The sequence below is a fragment of the Pseudomonas sp. DF11 genome (assembly GCF_058148565.1).
In genome coordinates this window covers 22,905-42,427 of the sequence record NZ_JBYVYN010000015.1, presented here as the reverse complement: position 1 = coordinate 42,427, position 19,523 = coordinate 22,905, and the positions used below count along the sequence as shown (strand labels likewise).

Annotated in this window: 18 protein-coding genes; 8 read left to right on the top strand and 10 right to left on the bottom strand. The window is 61.6% G+C overall.

The genetic code is table 11. The features are described 5' to 3' along the window. Window positions 1-175: 175 nt before the first annotated feature. The 3 genes from hda to AC30D9_RS28250 form a co-directional block, all read right to left on the bottom strand. A complete protein-coding gene (gene hda, locus AC30D9_RS28260) occupies window positions 176-880 on the bottom strand; it encodes a DnaA regulatory inactivator Hda (RefSeq protein ID WP_003178999.1) in 705 nt (234 codons plus the stop codon). A 169-nt stretch (window positions 881-1,049) separates the two neighbouring features. Next, window positions 1,050-2,123, bottom strand: a complete 1,074-nt coding sequence (locus AC30D9_RS28255; RefSeq protein WP_307574179.1) for an AI-2E family transporter — start codon at window positions 2,121-2,123, stop codon at window positions 1,050-1,052. A gap of 32 nt (window positions 2,124-2,155) precedes the next feature. Then, window positions 2,156-3,214 (bottom strand): DUF2066 domain-containing protein, encoded by a 1,059-nt coding sequence (locus AC30D9_RS28250; RefSeq protein ID WP_490145296.1) that lies wholly within the window; start codon window positions 3,212-3,214, stop codon window positions 2,156-2,158. Window positions 3,215-3,579: 365 nt separating this feature from the next. Here AC30D9_RS28250 and purM point away from each other — a divergent pair, with 365 nt between their 5' ends. The 4 genes from purM to AC30D9_RS28230 all read left to right on the top strand — a co-directional run bounded on the left by purM (window position 3,580) and on the right by AC30D9_RS28230 (window position 6,605). Further along, window positions 3,580-4,638 (top strand): phosphoribosylformylglycinamidine cyclo-ligase, encoded by a 1,059-nt coding sequence (gene purM, locus AC30D9_RS28245; RefSeq protein WP_134925417.1) that lies wholly within the window; start codon window positions 3,580-3,582, stop codon window positions 4,636-4,638. Further along, window positions 4,638-5,288, top strand: coding sequence for a phosphoribosylglycinamide formyltransferase (purN, locus tag AC30D9_RS28240; protein WP_134925418.1), 651 nt, complete (start codon window positions 4,638-4,640; stop codon window positions 5,286-5,288). The genes purM and purN overlap by 1 nt, the downstream gene beginning before the upstream one ends. An 8-nt stretch (window positions 5,289-5,296) precedes the next feature. Beyond that, window positions 5,297-6,010 carry a DUF3108 domain-containing protein gene (locus AC30D9_RS28235; protein WP_134925419.1) on the top strand — a complete coding sequence of 238 codons (714 nt, stop codon included), beginning with the start codon at window positions 5,297-5,299 and terminating at the stop codon, window positions 6,008-6,010. 400 nt (window positions 6,011-6,410) lie between these two features. After that, a complete protein-coding gene (locus AC30D9_RS28230; protein ID WP_109753963.1) occupies window positions 6,411-6,605 on the top strand; it encodes a hypothetical protein in 195 nt (64 codons plus the stop codon). Window positions 6,606-6,747: 142 nt separating this feature from the next. Here AC30D9_RS28230 and AC30D9_RS28225 read toward each other — a convergent pair whose 3' ends face one another. The 6 genes from AC30D9_RS28225 to AC30D9_RS28200 all read right to left on the bottom strand — a co-directional run bounded on the left by AC30D9_RS28225 (window position 6,748) and on the right by AC30D9_RS28200 (window position 13,618). Next, on the bottom strand, window positions 6,748-7,287 hold the full coding sequence (locus tag AC30D9_RS28225; RefSeq protein WP_134925420.1) for a DUF2058 domain-containing protein: 540 nt from the start codon (window positions 7,285-7,287) through the stop codon (window positions 6,748-6,750). 26 nt (window positions 7,288-7,313) lie between these two features. Continuing rightward, window positions 7,314-8,147, bottom strand: a complete 834-nt coding sequence (mazG, locus tag AC30D9_RS28220) for a nucleoside triphosphate pyrophosphohydrolase (RefSeq protein WP_307574186.1) — start codon at window positions 8,145-8,147, stop codon at window positions 7,314-7,316. 121 nt (window positions 8,148-8,268) lie between these two features. Further along, a complete protein-coding gene (gene relA / locus AC30D9_RS28215; protein ID WP_134925422.1) occupies window positions 8,269-10,515 on the bottom strand; it encodes a GTP diphosphokinase in 2,247 nt (748 codons plus the stop codon). Window positions 10,516-10,615: 100 nt separating this feature from the next. Continuing rightward, window positions 10,616-11,986: a 23S rRNA (uracil(1939)-C(5))-methyltransferase RlmD gene (gene rlmD / locus AC30D9_RS28210; protein WP_490145295.1), complete on the bottom strand. Its 1,371-nt coding sequence runs from the start codon at window positions 11,984-11,986 to the stop codon at window positions 10,616-10,618. Further along, a complete protein-coding gene (gene cysM / locus AC30D9_RS28205; protein WP_109753959.1) occupies window positions 11,986-12,888 on the bottom strand; it encodes a cysteine synthase CysM in 903 nt (300 codons plus the stop codon). The genes rlmD and cysM overlap by 1 nt, the downstream gene beginning before the upstream one ends. Window positions 12,889-13,216: 328 nt before the next feature. Then, window positions 13,217-13,618: a hypothetical protein gene (locus AC30D9_RS28200; RefSeq protein WP_307574191.1), complete on the bottom strand. Its 402-nt coding sequence runs from the start codon at window positions 13,616-13,618 to the stop codon at window positions 13,217-13,219. A 324-nt stretch (window positions 13,619-13,942) separates the two neighbouring features. Between AC30D9_RS28200 and AC30D9_RS28195 the strand changes: the two genes are divergently transcribed. From AC30D9_RS28195 to AC30D9_RS28180, 4 genes are all read left to right on the top strand, one after another. Further along, entirely contained in the window at window positions 13,943-16,693 is a 2,751-nt protein-coding gene (locus AC30D9_RS28195; protein WP_134925427.1) for a response regulator, read from the top strand. Window positions 16,694-16,759: 66 nt separating this feature from the next. Then, entirely contained in the window at window positions 16,760-17,749 is a 990-nt protein-coding gene (locus tag AC30D9_RS28190; RefSeq protein ID WP_490145294.1) for a 2-hydroxyacid dehydrogenase, read from the top strand. A 203-nt stretch (window positions 17,750-17,952) separates the two neighbouring features. After that, window positions 17,953-18,387: a hypothetical protein gene (locus tag AC30D9_RS28185; RefSeq protein WP_134925428.1), complete on the top strand. Its 435-nt coding sequence runs from the start codon at window positions 17,953-17,955 to the stop codon at window positions 18,385-18,387. Then, a complete protein-coding gene (locus AC30D9_RS28180) occupies window positions 18,387-18,791 on the top strand; it encodes an META domain-containing protein (RefSeq protein WP_134925429.1) in 405 nt (134 codons plus the stop codon). Before AC30D9_RS28185 ends, AC30D9_RS28180 begins: the two co-directional genes overlap by 1 nt. Window positions 18,792-18,985: 194 nt before the next feature. Here the strand turns inward: AC30D9_RS28180 and AC30D9_RS28175 are convergent, their stop codons facing one another. Continuing rightward, window positions 18,986-19,453, bottom strand: coding sequence for a TlpA family protein disulfide reductase (locus AC30D9_RS28175; RefSeq protein ID WP_116833255.1), 468 nt, complete (start codon window positions 19,451-19,453; stop codon window positions 18,986-18,988). Window positions 19,454-19,523 lie beyond the last annotated feature (70 nt).

The window sequence follows — 19,523 nt, the reverse complement described above, 5'->3', positions numbered from 1 at the left end:
CTATGCCTTCTATCAACCTCATTTGCAAATTCAATCGATGCAAATGTGACTTCTCGGTTTCGCGTTTACATCTAAGCGCTTAAGCCCATTTTGAATCCTACGTAGCCTGCAGCCCAGCAGGGCCGCGGGTTTCGCCGCGGCCAAAGCAGGCCAAGAGCCACTAGTCGGATAGGTTCTACCAGCCCAAGGTTTCTTTCAAAAAAGGAATAGTCAGCTTGCGTTGGGCCTGGAGTGAGGCCTGGTCGAGACGTTCGAGCAATTCGAACAAGGCGCTCATGCTGCGGGTGCCACGGGTGAGAATGAAATGCCCGACTTCATCGGTCAGGTGCAGGCCACGTCGGGAAGCGCGCAGCTGCAAGGCACGGAGCTTGTCTTCGTCGGACAGCGGGCGCATCTGGAAAATCAACGCCAGGGTGAGACGGGACTTGAGGTCCGCCAGCTTCACTGGCAGCTCCCGAGGTGACGTCGATGCGGCGATCAGCAAGCGCCGACCACTGTCGCGCAACCGATTGAACAGATGAAACAGCGCCTCCTCCCAATCAGCCTTACCAGCCACGGCTTGGAGATCATCCAGGCAGACCAGTTCGTACTGTTCGAGGTTATCGAGGATTTCAACGCCGCGATCGAGCAGCTCGGCCAACGGCAGGTACACCGCCGGTTCGCCCAATTGCTCGAAGCGCAGGCACGCCGCCTGCAACAGGTGCGTGCGTCCTACCCCATCCTTGCCCCACAGGTAAATCAGGCTCTCGGTCCAGCCGGCGTCGGCTTCGCAAAGCCGCTCGACATAGCCGAGTGCAGCGGCATTGGCGCCTGGGTAGTAGTTGATAAAGGTGGCGTCATCACGCAGACGCACACCTAGGGGCAGCTGAATCGGTTTCATGCGGACTGAACAGTTCCCAAGGAACCGTTAGTGGCCTCTGTGTGAAGTGCGCAAAGTTTATACCCGTGGCGCGGACCGCACAATGCGCCGGACCACGAGCAAAATCAAAGGTTTGCAGCGGCAAGGGCATGGAGCGTCAGTTTCCCTGACACCCCGCCGGCCAATTGCCTTACAGGTCGGGGTCTTCGGCGCCGCTGTAGATGTCCGAATCCTTGTACAGATCGTGCATATGACGCACCAGCACCATGATCACCGCCGCCACCGGCAACGCCAACAGGATCCCGGTGAAGCCGAACAATTCGCCCCCCGCCAGGATCGCGAAGATCACCGCCACGGGATGCAGGCCAATGCGGTCGCCCACCAACAGCGGCGTCAGCACCATGCCCTCCAGGGCCTGCCCGACCATGAACACCGCCACGATGCCAATCATTGGGTACAAGTCGCCGCCGAACTGGAACAACCCGGCGATCAATGCCGCGCCAATCCCGATCACAAACCCCATATACGGCACGATAGCCGCCAGCCCGGCGATCAAGCCGATCAGCAGCCCCAGCTCCAACCCGACCAACATCAACCCAGCCGCATAGATGAAACCCAAGGCCACCATCACCAGCAATTGTCCACGCACGAACGCCCCCAGCACTTCGTGGCATTCGCCGGTCAGGGTCATGATGCGTTCTTCGCGATGGCGCGGCAGCAGGCTGCGGATCTTGGCCATCATCAGGTCCCAATCCCGCAGCAGGTAGAAAGCCACCACGGGAATCAGCACCAGGTTCGCCAGCCAGCCGATCAACGCCAGGCTCGAAGCCGTGGCCTGGCTCAATACCACGCCGACGATGTCGGTGGTCTGGCCCATGTGCTCGCTGATGGCGGCCTTGACCTTGTCGAACTTCCAGAAACCGTCCGACAACCCCAGCTTCGACTGCACCCACGGCACCGCGCTGTGCTGCAACCAATCGAGCATCTGCGGCGCCAATTCGTACAGGCGCAGCAGTTGCTTGGCGAGCATCGGTATCAGCACCAGCAACAGCGCGACCACGATCAAGGTGAACAACGCAAAGACCGTCACCACGCCCCAGGTCCGCGACAGGCCAAGTTTTTCCAAGCGATCCACCACCGGGTCAAACAGATAGGCCAACAACAGCGCAACCAGGAACGGCGTGAGGATCGGATGCAGCAGATAGATAAACGCGAACAGCAGGGCGACCCCACCCAACCAGAACCAACGCCGCGTATCGCCCATGAACCACTCCTAGCTATATAAAGAAAGAAAACCTACCAACGGAACCGCAAATTGGCTGCCGGCGCAGGCGCAGGTGCTGCAACCGGGACCGAACCATCGGCGGCTGGCGGCGCCACAGGCACTGGCGCGACGGCTTCGCCGGGTGGAATTTCCTGCAGTTTGGCCAGGGCCAACTGCGCCTTCAACTGTTCGGCACTGCCGGTGACCCGATAGACGATCCGGTCTTCTTCCACCCGCTGCAACTGCCCGCCAAACGGCTCGAGCAGACGCCCTAGCGCCGCATAACGCTCCAGGTTCATGCCCTGCACTTCCAGCAGTTGCTCGGTGGCCACGCCCGGCTTGGCGACGAAACGAGGCGCCAGGCGCTGACTCACCGCGAGCATGACTGCATCGGCCAGGGCCGCGGGATCGGCGCCCTGGGCCGTACCCTGTTCGCGCTGATCCCCCAGCCACAGGCGCCAGGTGCCATGCCACTGGCCACCCTCCTCCTTGGCGTGGACCGCCAGCAAAGCGTCTGTCGCGTAGCGCTCCGAGGCATCACGCAACGGCGCCGGGTCGTTGCCTTCCAGGTTTGGCGCGGTGGCGACGATCTGCTCGCTCAGGTCAGCCAACGGCAAGTGCAGCGCCAGGCCACGATGCTGGGCGGCACGCCGCAGCGGCGTTGCGCTGGCCTGGCCATCGCCCACCAGGCTGGAACCCTCGGTCGAGTCATTCAGCCACCAACCCAGGATCGATGGCCGGTTCGCACTCCACAGCGACAACCCTGCAGAACGCAAGGCCCGGTCGGTGCTTGTCGGGTCGAAGTCGACCTTGAGGCTTTCCGGCGGGCCGGCGTCGTAGCCATATTGAAGAATGATCTGCTGCGGGTCCTGGCGGATCGCCGCCAGGCCAGGGTTCTGGGCAGCCTTGGCGTCGCCGGTCAGGCGCAGTACCAGCGTATCCAGGGCGCGCAGGGTCGCCTGGTTGCGCTCCTCCGGCGTCTGGCTGGTGACCGGTTCGAACACCTGATAGAGGCCGTTGAGGGTTTCGGCATGGCTCGCCAGGCTGATCAGCGACAGGCAGCCTACGGACAAGAACTTGAACAAACGCATGGAAGATTCCCGGACATAACGGCTGGAACAGGCCGTGTGAAGAAGATTGAGCATGGCTGTGACCACAGCACCCGGCAAAACATTCACACGCCCGGTGGAAGTTTCGCACTGTCATCACCATAACCGGTTACCGCTACACCTTATACAGACGCGCTACACAGTACCAATATAAGAAATATCGGTTTTTTTCCGTGGATATGTCCCTGCCCGTCGGCGCGAGGATGGCCGCTGCCCCTCAAGCCTGATAAAATCGCGCGCCTTCGCAGACCGGCAATGGCTGGGCACCCGGAATAATTCGTACAACGGTTATTCAATGGCCCCGGCGGTCGGTCGTTACCCAGAAATCCCCCCTAAAGGCCTGGATCATGAGCAAGCAACCCTCCCTGAGCTACAAGGACGCCGGTGTAGACATCGACGCCGGTGAAGCATTGGTCGAACGCATCAAGAGCGTCGCCAAGCGCACTGCGCGTCCGGAAGTCATGGGCGGCCTGGGCGGTTTCGGCGCCCTCTGCGAGATCCCGGCCGGCTACAAGCAACCGGTGCTGGTCTCGGGCACCGACGGCGTCGGCACCAAGCTGCGTCTGGCGCTGAACCTGAACAAGCACGACAGCATCGGCATCGACCTGGTGGCCATGTGTGTGAACGACCTGGTGGTCTGCGGCGCCGAGCCGCTGTTCTTCCTCGACTACTACGCCACCGGCAAACTCAACGTCGACACCGCCGCCCAGGTGGTGACCGGCATCGGCGCTGGCTGCGAATTGTCCGGCTGCTCCCTGGTCGGCGGCGAAACCGCTGAAATGCCTGGCATGTACGAAGGCGAAGACTACGACCTGGCCGGCTTCTGCGTCGGCGTCGTGGAGAAGGCCGAGATCATCGACGGCTCGAAAGTCGCCACCGGCGATGCCTTGCTCGCCCTGCCATCTTCCGGCCCGCACTCCAACGGCTACTCGCTGATCCGCAAGATCATCGAAGTCTCCGGTGCCGACATCGAGAACACCCAGCTCGACGGCAAGCCCCTGGCCGACCTGCTGATGGCCCCGACCCGCATCTATGTCAAGCCACTGCTCAAGCTGATCAAGGACACCGGCGCCGTCAAGGCCATGGCCCACATCACCGGTGGTGGCCTGCTGGATAACATTCCGCGCGTGCTGCCAAAAGGCGCCCAGGCCGTGGTCGACGTGGCGAGCTGGACCCGCCCGGCGGTGTTCGACTGGCTGCAAGAGAAAGGCAACGTCGATGAAACCGAAATGCACCGCGTGCTGAACTGCGGCGTGGGCATGGTCATCTGCGTGGCCCAGGAGCACGTCGAGACGGCCCTGAAGGTACTGCGTGAAGCCGGCGAACAGCCTTGGGTCATCGGCCAGATCGCCACCGCCGCCGAAGGCGCTGCCCAGGTCGAGCTGAAAAACCTTAAGGCGCACTGATGTCCGCAACCTGTGACGTGGTGGTGCTGCTGTCCGGCACCGGCAGTAACTTGCAGGCCCTGATCGACAGCACGCGGACCGGCGACAGCCCGGTCCGTATTCGCGCGGTGATCTCCAACCGCGCCGACGCCTACGGCCTGCAACGCGCCAAGGACGCGGGGATCGACACCCGCGTCCTGGATCACAAGGCGTTCGACGGCCGCGAAGCCTTCGACGCCGCACTGATCGAACAGATCGACACCTTCAATCCGCACCTGGTGGTACTGGCCGGTTTCATGCGCATCCTCAGCGCCGGTTTCGTGCGTCACTACCAGGGCCGCCTGTTCAATATCCACCCCTCGCTGTTGCCCAAATACAAAGGGTTACATACTCACCAGCGGGCGCTGGAGGCCGGAGACACGGAGCATGGCTGCTCGGTGCACTTTGTCACCGAGGAACTCGATGGTGGACCACTGGTCGTACAGGCAGTAATACCGGTAGAGTTGCACGACACGCCACAAAGCCTGGCGCAACGGGTTCACGCCCGCGAGCACCAGATCTACCCGATGGCCGTGCGTTGGTTTGCCGAAGGACGGCTGACCCTCGACGATCGCGGTGCCTCACTGGACGGCCAGTTGCTCGCCTCCAGCGGCCATTTGATTCGATACTAGGAGATTTTATGCGTCGCGCCCTGCTCTTCGCTTGCGCTCTGCTGGCCTTGCCCCTGGCACAGGCTGCGGAACTTCAACCGTTCTCCGCCAGCTACACCGCCGACTGGAAACAGCTGCCCATGAGCGGCACCGCCGAGCGCAACCTGACCAAGGAAGCCAACGGCACCTGGAAGCTGAGCTTCAAGGCGTCGATGATGATCGCCAGCCTGACCGAAGAAAGCACCCTGACCCTGGACAAGGACACCCTGCTGCCACAGTCCTACCACTTCGAACGCGGTGGCCTGGGCAAAGCCAAGAAGGCCGACCTGGACTTCGACTGGAACACCAAGATGGTCACTGGCACCGATCGCGGCGATGCGGTCAAGCTGCCGCTCAACCGTGGCATGGTCGATAAATCCACTTATCAGTTGGCCCTGCAACACGACGTCGCGGCCGGCAAGAAAAGCATGAGCTATCAGGTCGTCGATGACGGCGAAGTCGATACCTATGACTTCCGCGTGCTGGGTTCGGAAAAGGTCGACACCAAGGCCGGCCAGATCGACGCGATCAAGGTCGAACGCGTGCGTGATCCGACACAAAGCAAGCGCATCACCGTGCTCTGGTTCGCCAAGGACTGGGACTACCTGCTGGTGCGCCTGCAACAGGTCGAGACCGACGGCAAGGAGTACAACATCATGCTCCTGGACGGTACGGTCAACGGCAAGGCTGTGAAAGGCAGCTGATCCACGCCGAAAACAAGAAGCCCTGCAGATGCGGGGCTTCTTTTTGCCTGGGTTTCATGACCACCACACAAACCTGTGGGAAATAGACCTGTGGGAGCGAGCCTGCTCGCGATGGCGTCGCATCAGCCAACCTCACCATTGACTGACACACCGCTATCGCGAGCGGGCTCGCTCCCACAGGTTTGGCTCCCAAGAAAAAAGTGGGGCCGCCTGCAACATGAAATCTTCTTCATGAAAGCCCCCTGCGACCGAATGCCGCGCACGGCCTGGCCTGCAGGATGGCCGCGATTTTAATGAAAACTTCTTAACGCGCCGAAGCATTTACTTAGCAGGCTATCCAAATCTATAACAAAGTCCTGCACACGCCTTGCTGCAGATAACAGAGATTGGAGCTTGCAAGATGACTGTGAAAGTAACTGAACGCGATGACGCCCACATGTCCCACGAAGGTATTGCCGCCGGTATCCGGATCTGGGATGTGCATCAACAGGATTTGCTGGTGGGGATGTTCCACTCCGAGACCGATGCTCATAACTACAAGGCTGAGCTGGAACGCGAGGAAAGGTTGCGCTCGCGGGAAATGGCAGAATCCTGAACGGCAGAAACACCTGTGGGAGCGGGCTTGCTCGCGAATGCGGTGGATCAGTCAACATCATCGTTGTCTGACACACCGCATTCGCGAGCAAGCCCGCTCCCACATTAGGTTTTGCGTTTAGCTCAGCAGTATTGCGCCCGGCTTACCACATCAAATCATCCGGAATCTGATACGCCGCGTACGGATCATCCGCATCCACTTCTTCGGTCTGGGTATTGAGCTGGACGATGCGCTTGGGGTCGCGTTCCTGGATCTTCAGGGCCGCTTCGCGCGGGATCACTTCGTAGCCGCCGGCATGATGGACGATCGCCAGCGAGCCGCTGCTCAGCTTGTTGCGCATCAGGGTGTTGACCGAGATACGCTTGACCTTCTTGTCGTCGACGAAGTTGTAATAATCCTCGGTGGTCAGCTTTGGCAGGCGCGAGACTTCGATCAATTGCTTGATCTGCGCGGCCCGGGCTTTCTGCTCGGCCTTTTCCTGCTGCTGGCGGTTGAGCTCCTGGTCGCGCTTGACCTTCTCGGCCATGGCCTCCTGGGCCGCGCGCTGCTGGGAGTCATCCAGCTCGATCTGGCCCTTGTGGGCCAGGCGCTGCTGCTTCTGTTTCTCTTTGCTGACCTGCTTGGCCTGCTTTTGGTTGACCAGCCCTGCTTTGAGCAACTGGTCGCGAAGGGAAAGGCTCATGGTGCTTACTCACTTAGGCAACGGCCTCAGCCACAGCTGGGCAAATTCTTTTCCTGACGTTTGGCTTCGCCCCATAAGGCGTCCAACTCTTCGAGGGTGCAATCTTCCATGGGACGGTGGGTGTCGCGCAATGCCTGTTCGATAAATCGGAAACGGCGTTCGAATTTGCCGTTGGCGCCACGCAGGGCCGTCTCCGGATCGACTTTCAGATGACGGGCCAGGTTCACCACGCTGAACAACAGGTCGCCGATCTCATCGCTGATAGCCGCCAAGTCGTTGTCAGCCATCGCTTCAAGGACTTCGTCCAGTTCCTCCCGGACCTTGTCGAGCACCGGTAGCGGGCCTGGCCAGTCGAAACCGACCTGGCCGGCACGCTTTTGCAGCTTCGCCGAGCGGGACAACGCCGGCAGCGCCCCCGGCACATCGTCGAGCAACGACAACTGCTCCGGCGCCGAGGCTTTCTCGGCCCGTTCCTCAGCCTTGATTTCTTCCCAGCGCTGCTTGACCTGTTCTTCGCTCAGGCGCGGGATATCCACGGGCGCGTACAGGTCACCGGTAGGAAACACATGGGGATGGCGGCGGATCAGCTTGCGGGTGATGCTGTCGACCACGCCGGCGAATTCGAAGCGGTTTTCTTCCCGGGCCAATTGGCTGTAATACACCACCTGGAACAACAGGTCGCCCAATTCGCCTTGCAGGTGATCGAAGTCGCCGCGCTCGATGGCATCGGCCACTTCGTAGGCTTCTTCCAGGGTATGGGGGACGATGGTCGCGTAGGTTTGCTGGATGTCCCACGGGCAGCCGTACTGCGGGTCGCGCAGGCGGCTCATCAGGTGGAGCAGGTCTTCAAGTGAATACATCAATTAGTCTCTGCGAGGACCTGTGGGAGCGGGCTTGCTCGCGAAGGCGGCGTGCCAGCCGACATTAATGTTGCTGATACACCGCTTTCGCGAGCAAGCCCGCTCCCACATCAGATCGGAATCACCCCGGCGTCCGGTTACGCCGGGTCTCGATGATGTTCGGCAACTGGGAAATCCGCCCCAGCAACCGCCCCAGCGCATCCAGCCCCGGAATCTCGATGGTCAGGGACATCAGCGCGGTGTTGTCTTCCTTGTTCGAACGGGTGTTGACCGCCAGCACGTTGATCCGCTCGTTCAGCAACACCTGGGACACGTCACGCAGCAGGCCGGAGCGATCGTAGGCGCGGATGACGATGTCCACCGGGTAGGTGAGCACCGGCACCGGGCCCCAACTGACCTGGATGATCCGCTCCGGTTCGCGACCGGCCAGTTGCAGCACCGAGGCACAGTCCTGGCGGTGAATGCTCACGCCGCGGCCCTGGGTGATGTAGCCGACGATCGCATCCCCCGGCAATGGCTGACAGCAGCCCGCCATCTGGGTCATCAGGTTGCCCACACCCTGGATCTGGATGTCGCCACGCTTGCCTGGCTTGTAGCCGGTGGCCTTGCGCGGGATCAGTTCCAGTTGTTCGTTGCCGCGCTCCGGCTCCACCAGTTGCTGGGCCAGGTTGACCAGTTGCGCCAGGCGCAGATCGCCGGCACCGAGGGCGGCGAACATGTCCTCGGCGGTTTTCATGTTGGCCTTTTCGGCCAGCTTGTCGAAGTCCACCTGCGGCAGGCCCAGGCGACCGAGTTCACGCTCGAGCAAGGTCTTGCCGGCGGCGACGTTCTGGTCACGGGCCTGCAACTTGAACCAGTGGACGATCTTCGCCCGCGCCCGCGATGTGGTGATGTAGCCCAGGTTCGGGTTCAGCCAGTCGCGGCTTGGGGTACCGTGCTTGCTGGTGATGATCTCGACCTGCTCACCGGTCTGCAGGCTGTAGTTGAGCGGCACGATCCGCCCGTTGATCTTGGCGCCACGGCAGTTGTGGCCGATCTCGGTGTGGACCCGGTAGGCGAAGTCCAGCGGTGTCGCCCCCTTGGGCAGGTCGATGGCGTGACCGTCGGGAGTGAAGATATAGACCCGGTCCGGCTCGATGTCGACGCGCAGCTGTTCGGCCAGGCCACCGATATCGCCCAGTTCCTCGTGCCATTCGAGGACCTGACGCAGCCAGGAGATTTTCTCTTCATAGTGGTTGGAGCCGGACTTGACGTCGGTGCCCTTGTATTTCCAGTGCGCGCAGACGCCCAGCTCGGCTTCCTCGTGCATGGCATGGGTGCGGATCTGCACTTCCAGCACCTTGCCCTCGGGGCCGATGACCGCGGTATGCAGCGAGCGATAGCCGTTTTCCTTGGGGTTGGCGATGTAGTCGTCGAACTCCTTGGGAATGTGCCGCCACAAGGTGTGGACGATCCCCAGCGCGGTGTAGCAGTCGCGCATTTCCGGGACCAGCACGCGAACGGCGCGAACGTCGTAGATCTGGCTGAATTCCAGGCCTTTGCGCTGCATTTTGCGCCAGATCGAGTAGATGTGCTTGGCCCGGCCACTGATGTCGGCTTCCACGCCGGTGGCTTGCAATTCTTCGCGCAACTGGGTCATCACATCGGTGATGAAGCGCTCGCGATCCAGGCGCCGCTCATGCAGCAACTTGGCGATCTGCTTGTACTGGTCGGGCTCCAGGTAGCGGAAGGACAGGTCCTCCAGCTCCCACTTGATGTGACCGATGCCGAGACGGTGAGCCAGGGGTGCATAGATATCGAACACTTCCCGGGCGACGCGGTTGCGTTTTTCGTCATCGGCGGACTTCACCGCGCGGATCGCGCAGGTCCGCTCGGCCAGCTTGATCAGCGCGACGCGCACGTCGTCGACCATGGCCACCAACATCTTGCGCAGGTTTTCCACCTGACCCTGGGTGCCCAGCACCATGGACTGGCGCGGACTGAGGCTGGCGCTGATGGCGGCCATGCGCAATACGCCGTCGATCAGCTTGGCCACCACACTGCCGAAACGCTGGCTGACCACCGGGAGCTGGATCTGGCCTTCGCGCACGCCGCGGTACAGCACCGCCGCTACCAGCGAATCCTGGTCGAGCTTGAGGTCGGCGAGAATTTCAGCGATCTCCAGGCCCGTCTGGAAACTCGAGGTGCCTTCGGACCACAGGTTCTTCGCCGCGTTATGTTGCTGCTCCGCCTCACGAGCGAACTCGCAGGCGGCCTTCAAGGCTTCGCGATCCAGTGCCATGTCGACGCTGACCGCATGATCGAGCCAAGCCTCGAGATTGATACTGCCGTCGGTGTTGATCGGCTGGTGTGCTCTCACCTGTACCATCTTTACTTACCTTCCCTACGACGCAGATTCAATGCGTCAACTTCGCTGACCTTCATGCCCGTGTTTACGCCCAGGGCTGTGGCGGGTTCACACGAACGGGTCAGTCGGACAAGCCATCCTGGCTCGCTTCAAATAACGCCATGGCCTCGACATGCGCCGTTTGAGGAAACATATCGAGAATCCCGGCACGTTTTAACCGGTAGCCCTGCTTGATCAGTTCGACCGTATCCCGGGCCAAAGTTGCCGGGTTGCACGATACATAAACCAACCGTCTGGCACCCAGGGACGACAACTTGCGCACCACCTCGAAAGCACCGTCACGGGGTGGGTCCAAGAGTACCGCAGAAAAGCCTTCGCCGATCCATTCGGCATCTGCCAGAGGCTGGGATAAATCGGCCTGAAAAAAGGCAGTGTTATTCAAATTGTTGCTGACGGCATTGGCCGCCGCACGCTCCACCATGGTCTGCACGCCTTCGACGGCCACCACCTGGCGCACGCTTTTGGCCAGCGGCAAGGCAAAATTGCCCAGGCCACAAAACAGATCCAGCACCCGCTCCTCGGCTCGTGGCGCCAGCCACTGCAGGGCTTGGGCGATCATCGCCTCGTTGACCCCAGCGTTCACCTGGATGAAATCCCCAGGCCGGTAAGCCAGCTCCAGGCCCCAGGTTTCCAGGCGATAACCCAAGGCTTGCCCTGGATCGACCGGTTGCGGCTCGCCTTCGCCATGCAGCCACAACTGGGCTTCATGAAACCCACAAAAGTCCTTGAGGATCGTCAGGTCGGCCTCCGACAGCGGCGCCATATGGCGCAGCAATACTGCGAGGGACGAACCGGCGAACAACTCCACATGCCCCAACGCCTGGGGTTTGCTCAAGCGTCGCAACATGTCCGGCAAGCGGCTCATGATCGGCTGCAAGGGCTGTACCAGCACCGGACAATCGCCGATGGCAACGATGTCCTGGCTGCCGGCGGCACGGAAACCGACTTCGAGTTTTTTCGCTTTCTGGTCCCAGCGCACCGCCACGCGGGCGCGACGGCGGTAACCGAATTCCGGCCCGCTCAATGGCGCGGCCCATTCATCCGGTTCCACCCCGGCCACGCGCGACAACTGCTCGGCGAGCATGCGCTGTTTCAGGGCGAGTTGTTCGGCATGGGGCAAATGTTGGACGCTGCAACCGCCGCAGCGACCGGCGTGGATGCACGGCGCCGCACGGCGCAATTCACTCGACAGGAACACACGCTCAGTGCGGGCCTCGACCACTTTGCCATGGGCGCCGAGCACCCGCGCCTCGACCTCCTCGCCGGCCAGGGCGCCGATGACAAACCAGGTACGCCCGTCGACAAAGGCAATGCCCCGGCCATCATTGGCCAGGCGTTCAATGGTCAAGCGCTGCTTTTTACCGGTGGGCACTTGCGGGGCCCGGCTTCCGCCGCTGGGCTGGAAGCGCAGGCCTCTCTCTTGCTTGGCCATCAGTTGGGCGCGTCGAAAATGCCGGTCGACAGGTATCGGTCGCCACGGTCACAGATGATCGCGACGATCACCGCATTCTCAACTTCCTTGGACAGACGCAGCATTCCCGCCACGGCACCGCCCGAAGACACACCACAGAAGATGCCCTCTTCACGCGCCAGGCGACGGGTCACGTCCTCGGCTTCGCTCTGGGCCATGTCGATGATGCGGTCCACGCGCTCGGCCTGGTAGATCTTCGGCAGATACTCCTCGGGCCAGCGACGAATGCCGGGGATCGCCGAGCCTTCCATCGGTTGCAGGCCGATGATCTGCACGTTCGGGTTCTGTTCTTTCAGGTAGCGCGAGGTGCCCATGATGGTACCGGTGGTGCCCATCGAGCTGACGAAATGGGTAATGGTGCCGTCGGTCTGGCGCCAGATCTCAGGGCCGGTGGTGGTGTAGTGGGCTTCGGGATTGTCGCCGTTGGCGAACTGATCCAGCACCTTGCCACGGCCTTCGGCCTGCATGCGCTCGGCCAGGTCCCGGGCACCCTCCATGCCCTCTTCCTGCGTCACCAGGATCAACTCGGCACCATAGGCCGTCATCGCCGCCTTGCGCTCGGCACTGGAGTTGTCGGGCATGATCAGGATCATCTTGTAGCCCTTGATCGCCGCCGCCATGGCCAGGGCGATGCCGGTGTTGCCAGAGGTCGCCTCGATCAGCGTATCGCCGGGCCGGATCTGCCCGCGCAACTCGCCGCGGGTAATCATCGACAGCGCCGGCCGGTCCTTGACCGAACCCGCCGGGTTATTCCCTTCGAGCTTGAGCAAAAGCGTATTGCTGGTCACGCCGGGCAGGCGCTGCAAACGGACCAGCGGGGTGTTGCCGACGCAATCGGCGATGGTTGGGTACTGCAGAGTCATGGCGTATTCGCAATCCGGACTGCGGGGGCGCCTATCATACCGGCAAACCTGGCGAGGCCATATCACGCAAAGTATGGTGGTTATGGCTTATAGGAATAAGCCCCCCCTCGTGGCGAGGGAGCTTGCTCCCGCTGGGCTGTGCAGCAGCCCAAAAGCCTGGGTTCGCGATGTGTCAGGCAGATTATTGAAGGATGCTTCGCGCCCCATCGGGGATAAATCCCTCATCACATCAGCAGACAGAACGCCACCAACAGGCGCAAACACGGGCAGTGAGCCGAGTCTTGCCGAGACAGTACACTTGGAATTGGCCTCCATCTGCCACTCGGACCTATATAATCCGAACGTCAAATACCCCTTCAATTTTCTGGTGGTCGATAGTTTTGACATCAAAACTACCTTTGTATTGTTTTTGTGGCACGAGTGTCTCAAGGGTTAAAGCTCCCGTTTTTCCGACCCCTTCAAATCCTTCATAATCCACCGCTATCCAGAGTTTATATTTCTCAACTTCATAGGTACCAGGCTCTACCAGAAGGTGAAACTCCACGACAACTATACCCAGCCCCTCCTTAATAAACGCCACAAAGCCTTTACTATCCCCACTCATGACATAAAAATCTTCGGCTGTAATAGTGGCTTGCCCGTTAACTGCTACCGTCATTGAGCCTTTCGCATCAATCTTAGGATTAGCCTTTAAAGCTTTTATCTTTTCTTTTTCGCTCGTAGTTTTCATGTTTTTCTCCCGATGCATTTATATAACTCAACGACACCAAGCTTAAACAACAGAAACAAAACAACACCTGTCAAAGTTGACAGTCCCGACCGATGGTTAATGCCGAGCCAGAAGTAACAAATGGTTTGGCCGCCTATCCGGATCCGCTAGTTTGACTCCAGACGCCAGCGCCGTTTATCGCCTTGGCCAATTGCCCAGCAGCACGGATGCTCGACGGGTATGAATTTTACGAAGATTACCCACCCGCAAATCGCTACACTGCGCAGGTACTGCGTGCCGGATGCGCGCAGAGCTCAATCAGACCGCTGGATGCAGGAGACAAGTGTGCTCAAGAAACTGGGAATCAAAGGCCGTGTGCTGTTGCTGACCCTGTTGCCGACCAGCCTGATGGCGCTGGTCCTGGGCGGCTATTTCACCTGGATGCAGCAATCGGACCTGCACGCCCAGTTGCTGCAACGTGGCGAGATGATCGCCGAACAGCTCGCGCCGCTGGTCGCCCCGGCCATGAGCCGCCAGGACACCGATCTGCTGGAACGCATCGCCACCCAGTCCCTGGAGCAAGCGGACGTACGCGCCGTGACCCTGCTCGCTCCCGACCGCACGCCCCTGGCCCACGCCGGCCCGACCATGCTCAACCGGGCGCCGGAAGGTAACAGTGCGCAACTGCAGCAACGCACCGGCAACGATGCCACACGCTATCTGCTGCCGGTCTTCGGCAAGCACCGCAACCTGGCGGGCGAACTGATTCCTGAAGAAGCCGACCGCCTGCTGGGCTGGGTCGAACTGGAGTTGTCTCACAGCGGCATGTTGCTAAGCGGTTATCGCAGTATGTTCGCCAGCCTGCTGTTGATCGCCGTTTGCCTGGGCCTGACCGCGCTGCTGGCCCTGCGCATGGGCCGCACGATCAACCGCCCGCTGAGCCAGATCAAGCACGCCGTGGCGCAACTCAAGGACGGCCATCTGGAAACCCGCCTGCCACCGCTGGGCAGCCAGGAGCTCGATGAACTGGCCTCTGGCATCAATCGCATGGCCGGTACCTTGCAGAACGCCCAGGAAGAATTGCAGCACAGCATCGACCAGGCCACCGAAGACGTGCGCCAGAACCTGGAAACCATCGAAATCCAGAACATCGAGCTGGACCTGGCCCGCAAGGAGGCCCTGGAAGCGAGCCGGATCAAATCCGAATTCCTGGCGAACATGAGCCATGAAATCCGTACGCCGCTCAACGGCATCCTCGGGTTTACCCACCTGTTGCAGAAAAGCGAACTGACCCCGCGCCAGCTCGACTACCTGGGCACCATCGAGAAATCCGCCGACAGTCTGCTGGGGATCATCAACGAGATCCTCGACTTTTCGAAGATCGAGGCCGGCAAGCTGGTGCTCGACAACATTCCATTCAACCTGCGGGATCTGTTGCAGGACACCCTGACCATCCTCGCCCCCGCCGCCCACGCCAAACAACTGGAGTTGGTGAGCCTGGTCTACCGGGACACGCCGCTGTCGCTGGTGGGCGATCCGCTGCGCCTCAAGCAGATCCTGACCAACCTGGTGAGCAACGCCATCAAGTTCACCCGCGAGGGCACCATCGTCGCCCGGGCCATGCTCGAAGACGAGCACGAAGACAGCGTGCAGTTGCGCATCAGCATCCAGGACACCGGCATCGGCCTGTCCAACCAGGACGTGCGGGCGCTGTTCCAGGCGTTCAGCCAGGCCGACAACTCGCTGTCGCGGCAACCGGGTGGCACCGGGCTGGGCCTGGTGATTTCCAAGCGCCTGGTGGAACAGATGGGCGGTGAGATCGGCGTCGACAGCACACCCGGCGAAGGCTCGGAATTCTGGATCAGCCTGCGCCTGCCCAAGACCCGTGACGATGCCGAGGACCTACCTGGCCCGCCGTTGCTGGGCCGACGCGTGGCAGTGCTGGAGAACCATGAACTGGCCCGCCAGGCCTTGCAGCACCAGCTTGAAGACTGCGGCCTGCAAGTGACGCCGTTCAATACCCTGGAGAGCCTGACCAACGGCATCACCGTCGCCCACCAGACTGATCAGGCGATAGATCTGGCCGTGCTGGGCATCACCAGTAACGACATGCCGCCGGAACGCCTCAACCAGCACATCTGGGACCTCGAACACCTGGGCTGCAAAGTGCTCGTACTGTGCCCCACTACCGAACAGACCCTGTACCACCTCTCGGTGCCCAACCCCCACAGCCAGTTGCAGGCCAAGCCGGCCTGCACCCGCAAGTTGCGCCGCTCGCTTTCCGATCTGGTCAACCCGCGACCAACCCGCAGCGAACCCCACGAACCGGTGGCCAGCCGCGCGCCCAAAGTGCTGTGCGTGGACGACAACCCGGCCAACCTGCTGCTGGTGCAAACCCTGCTCGAAGACATGGGCGCCAAGGTGCTGGCCGTGGAAAGCGGCTATGCGGCGGTCAAGGCCGTGCAGAAGGAAACCTTCGACCTGGTCTTGATGGACGTGCAGATGCCTGGCATGGACGGTCGCCAGAGCACCGAGGCGATCCGCCAGTGGGAAAGCGAGCGGCACTGCACGCCGCTGCCGATCGTCGCCCTCACCGCCCACGCCATGGCCAACGAAAAGCGCGCCCTGCTGCAAAGCGGCATGGATGACTACCTGACCAAACCCATCAGCGAACGGCAACTGGCCCAGGTGGTGCTCAAATGGACCGGCCTGGCCCTGCGCAACCAATCACCGGATCGCGGCGGTGACGCCCAGGGCGGCAGCGAACTGCTGGTGCTCGATCATGAGGAAGGCCTGCGCCTGGCCGCCGGCAAGGCCGACCTGGCCGCGGACATGCTGGCGATGTTGCTGGCGTCCCTGGAAGCCGACCGCGAAGCGATCCGCCAGGCCAGCGAAGCCAACGATCACAACGCCCTGATCGAGCGGGTCCACCGCCTGCACGGCGCCACCCGCTACTGTGGCGTGCCGCAATTGCGCGCGGCCTGCCAGCGCAGCGAAACCCTGCTCAAGCAGCAGGACCCCAAGGCTGCCGCGGCCCTGGAAGAATTGGAGCGTGCCATCAATCGCCTGGCGAGCGAGGCGCGTATCAGCGCCTGATCCAAGGCAATGGCTGCATAGGCAAACGCGGTTAAGCTAAGTCCATTCCAGTGCCAGGAGGCCGCCATGCGCGTGATTTTTTTCAGCAGCCAGACCTACGACCGCGACAGTTTCACCAAGGCCCCGACGCCTGCGGGCCTTCAATTGCAATTCCAGCCCGCCCGCCTGAACCTCGACACCGTGGCCCTGGCCGAACGCCATGAAGTGGTGTGCGCCTTCATCAACGATGACCTCAGCGCCCCGGTCCTGGAGCGGCTGGCCGAAGGTGGCACGCGACTGATCGCCCTGCGCTCGGCAGGCTACAACCATGTCGACCTGCTCGCCGCCAAGCGCCTGGGCTTGAGCATCGTCCGGGTGCCGGCCTACTCACCCCATGCCGTGGCCGAACATGCCGTGGCGTTGATCATGGCCCTCAATCGCTGCCTGCATCGCGCCTACAACCGCACCCGGGACGGCAATTTCAGTCTCCATGGGCTGACCGGTTTCGACCTGGTGGGCAAGACCGTCGGGGTGATTGGCACCGGGCAGATCGGCGCGACGTTCGCGCGGATCATGGCCGGCTTCGGCTGCCAGTTGCTGGCCTACGATCCCTATCCCAACCCGCAGGTCGAAGCCCTGGGGGCTCGCTACTTGCCCTTGGCCGATCTGCTGGCACAAGCGCAGATCATCAGCCTGCACTGCCCGCTGAACGAACAGAGCCGGCACCTGATCAATGCCCAATCGCTTGCCGCGATGCAACGCGGCGCGATGTTGATCAACACCGGGCGTGGCGGCCTGGTGGACACGCCGGCCCTGATCGAAGCCTTGAAAAGCGGCCAGCTCGGCTATTTGGGCCTGGATGTCTATGAAGAAGAGGCCCAGTTGTTCTTCAAGGATCGTTCCGACCTGCCCTTGCAGGACGACGTGCTGGCACGGCTGCTGACCTTCCCCAACGTGATCGTCACCGCCCACCAGGCGTTCCTGACCCACGAAGCGCTGGCGGCGATCGCCATGACGACCCTGGACAATATCGCTGCCTGGGCGAAAGGCGCGCCACAAAATCTGGTGGATAGCTGACCCCGCTCTATCAGCCAACACACACCTATTGTGGGAGCGGGCTTGCTCACGAAGGCGGTGTGTCAGTCACACATTTGCTGGCTGACACACCGCCTTCGCGAGCAAGCCCGCTCCCACAAGGATGGAGTTTCGTCGGCAAGACTCGCGGTAGCCCATCCCAAGCCATGCCCCGTGCTAGCATATCGCGCCTATTTGGAGGACCCATGGCCGAACACGATTTCCGCTACACCCTGATGAACCCGCAGCACACCTTGACCGAAGTCCGCGCCCTGGCGCCGGGTCGTTACCAGGTCACCGGCAACGGCGGTTCGATCCAGGCCAACGATGTGTTGCTCGTCACCCTCAAGGGCAGCAAGGACTTGTCCATGCGCCTGACCGTGGACACCGTTCGGCACCTGCTCAAGCCCATGGGCCAATGGACCGCCATGACCACCGGCCCGGTATTCGGCGAGCTGGCGATCCACACCTGGCAGGTCAATTGCGACGGCTGCGCCAAGGAACTGAGTTTCGAGTTCGCCGTCGATGCCAAGCTCGGCGTCAAGGCCGAGAAACCGGCCGCCACCGCGCGAATCGCCGAATTGGGCTGGGCCACCGTCGGTGAAAAACACCTGTGCCCGAAATGCCAGGAAGCCGCTTGATGAAACGCCTGGCCCTGGCCGCGCTGATCGGCGCCGGCCTGATGGGTTGCGCCGCCGAGCCGGTGCAACTGCAACACAACCGCAGCTACATCCTGGAATGGATCGGCGAACGGCCATTGATGGACTACAGCCACCTGACCATCACCCTTGGGGATGACGGTCGCGCTTACGGCAACGGCGGCTGCAACCACTGGTTCGCGCCGTACACCCTGGAAGGCCACCGCTTGAGCTTCGGCAAGATCGGTAGCACACGCAAGCTCTGTGCCCCAGCCCTGATGGAACAAGAAGCGCGCTTTTTGCAGGCGCTGGAAAAAGTCGAACGCTGGGACATCTCGCCCATCGAGCAAGTGCGCTTCTGGCCGGCCCAGGGCAAGCCGCTGCGGTGGTGGTTGGAGGAAGGCTGAGGCTATTTCTTGGCCAAAACCCTGTGGCGAGGGGATTTATCCCCGCTGGGCTGCGTAGCAGCCCCCTGCGTTCCATCTGACACACCGCCGTGGCAAATAGATCTTGGGGCCGCTTCGCGCCCCAGCGGGGATAAATCCCCTCGCCACAAAGTGTCCGCTCCAATAGGGGAGGCCTGCTCCCTCGCCACCATCTGCTATTTAAGCGCCTGCAACGCCTCGAGCTTGGCCATCACCCCCGCCGCCGTCTGCTCCCCCAGCAACTGCTCGCGCACCTTGCCCTGGTTATCGATGATGTAAGTCACCGGCAGCCCTTCGCTGCGAGGAAGATCGAATATCTCGGCCGGATCCCGGGCCAACACCGTGAAGCGAATCCCCATCTTGTCGCTGGCGCTCTTGAGTTCTTCGCCCTGCACCTGGTCGAAATTGACCCCGAACACACCGACGTTGCGGCCCTTGAGCTGTTCGGCCAAGACATTGAATTCCGGGATTTCGGTGCGGCACGGTGCGCACCATTCCGCCCAGTAGTTAAGTACCACCCACTGTTTGTCCAGCCGCTGCGAGGCGATGGCCTGACCGTTCTGGTCCACCCCGTAGTCGTTCCCGCAGCCGGCGAGCAATAAGCTGCCCATGAAGATCAATGCCGCCGTCAATCGCCTTGTCATGTACCAATCCTTGTCTGAATGTGAACGCTGCTGCGACCCGTCGCCTCTCTAAGGTGCTAGGGACTTCGCG

Coding starts and splice junctions, on each gene's coding strand:
- AC30D9_RS28235 (WP_134925419.1), top strand. CDS start 5,297: ATGCGTCGCGCCCTGCTCTTCGCTTGCGCTCTGCTGGCCTTGCCCCTG.
- AC30D9_RS28180 (WP_134925429.1), top strand. CDS start 18,387: ATGAAACGCCTGGCCCTGGCCGCGCTGATCGGCGCCGGCCTGATGGGT.
- mazG (WP_307574186.1), bottom strand. CDS start 8,147: ATGTATTCACTTGAAGACCTGCTCCACCTGATGAGCCGCCTGCGCGAC.
- AC30D9_RS28255 (WP_307574179.1), bottom strand. CDS start 2,123: ATGGGCGATACGCGGCGTTGGTTCTGGTTGGGTGGGGTCGCCCTGCTG.
- purM (WP_134925417.1), top strand. CDS start 3,580: ATGAGCAAGCAACCCTCCCTGAGCTACAAGGACGCCGGTGTAGACATC.
- rlmD (WP_490145295.1), bottom strand. CDS start 11,986: ATGGCCAAGCAAGAGAGAGGCCTGCGCTTCCAGCCCAGCGGCGGAAGC.
- AC30D9_RS28190 (WP_490145294.1), top strand. CDS start 16,760: ATGCGCGTGATTTTTTTCAGCAGCCAGACCTACGACCGCGACAGTTTC.
- AC30D9_RS28250 (WP_490145296.1), bottom strand. CDS start 3,214: ATGCGTTTGTTCAAGTTCTTGTCCGTAGGCTGCCTGTCGCTGATCAGC.
- AC30D9_RS28225 (WP_134925420.1), bottom strand. CDS start 7,287: ATGAGCCTTTCCCTTCGCGACCAGTTGCTCAAAGCAGGGCTGGTCAAC.
- hda (WP_003178999.1), bottom strand. CDS start 880: ATGAAACCGATTCAGCTGCCCCTAGGTGTGCGTCTGCGTGATGACGCC.
- cysM (WP_109753959.1), bottom strand. CDS start 12,888: ATGACTCTGCAGTACCCAACCATCGCCGATTGCGTCGGCAACACCCCG.
- AC30D9_RS28185 (WP_134925428.1), top strand. CDS start 17,953: ATGGCCGAACACGATTTCCGCTACACCCTGATGAACCCGCAGCACACC.
- relA (WP_134925422.1), bottom strand. CDS start 10,515: ATGGTACAGGTGAGAGCACACCAGCCGATCAACACCGACGGCAGTATC.
- AC30D9_RS28200 (WP_307574191.1), bottom strand. CDS start 13,618: ATGAAAACTACGAGCGAAAAAGAAAAGATAAAAGCTTTAAAGGCTAAT.
- AC30D9_RS28230 (WP_109753963.1), top strand. CDS start 6,411: ATGACTGTGAAAGTAACTGAACGCGATGACGCCCACATGTCCCACGAA.
- AC30D9_RS28175 (WP_116833255.1), bottom strand. CDS start 19,453: ATGACAAGGCGATTGACGGCGGCATTGATCTTCATGGGCAGCTTATTG.
- purN (WP_134925418.1), top strand. CDS start 4,638: ATGTCCGCAACCTGTGACGTGGTGGTGCTGCTGTCCGGCACCGGCAGT.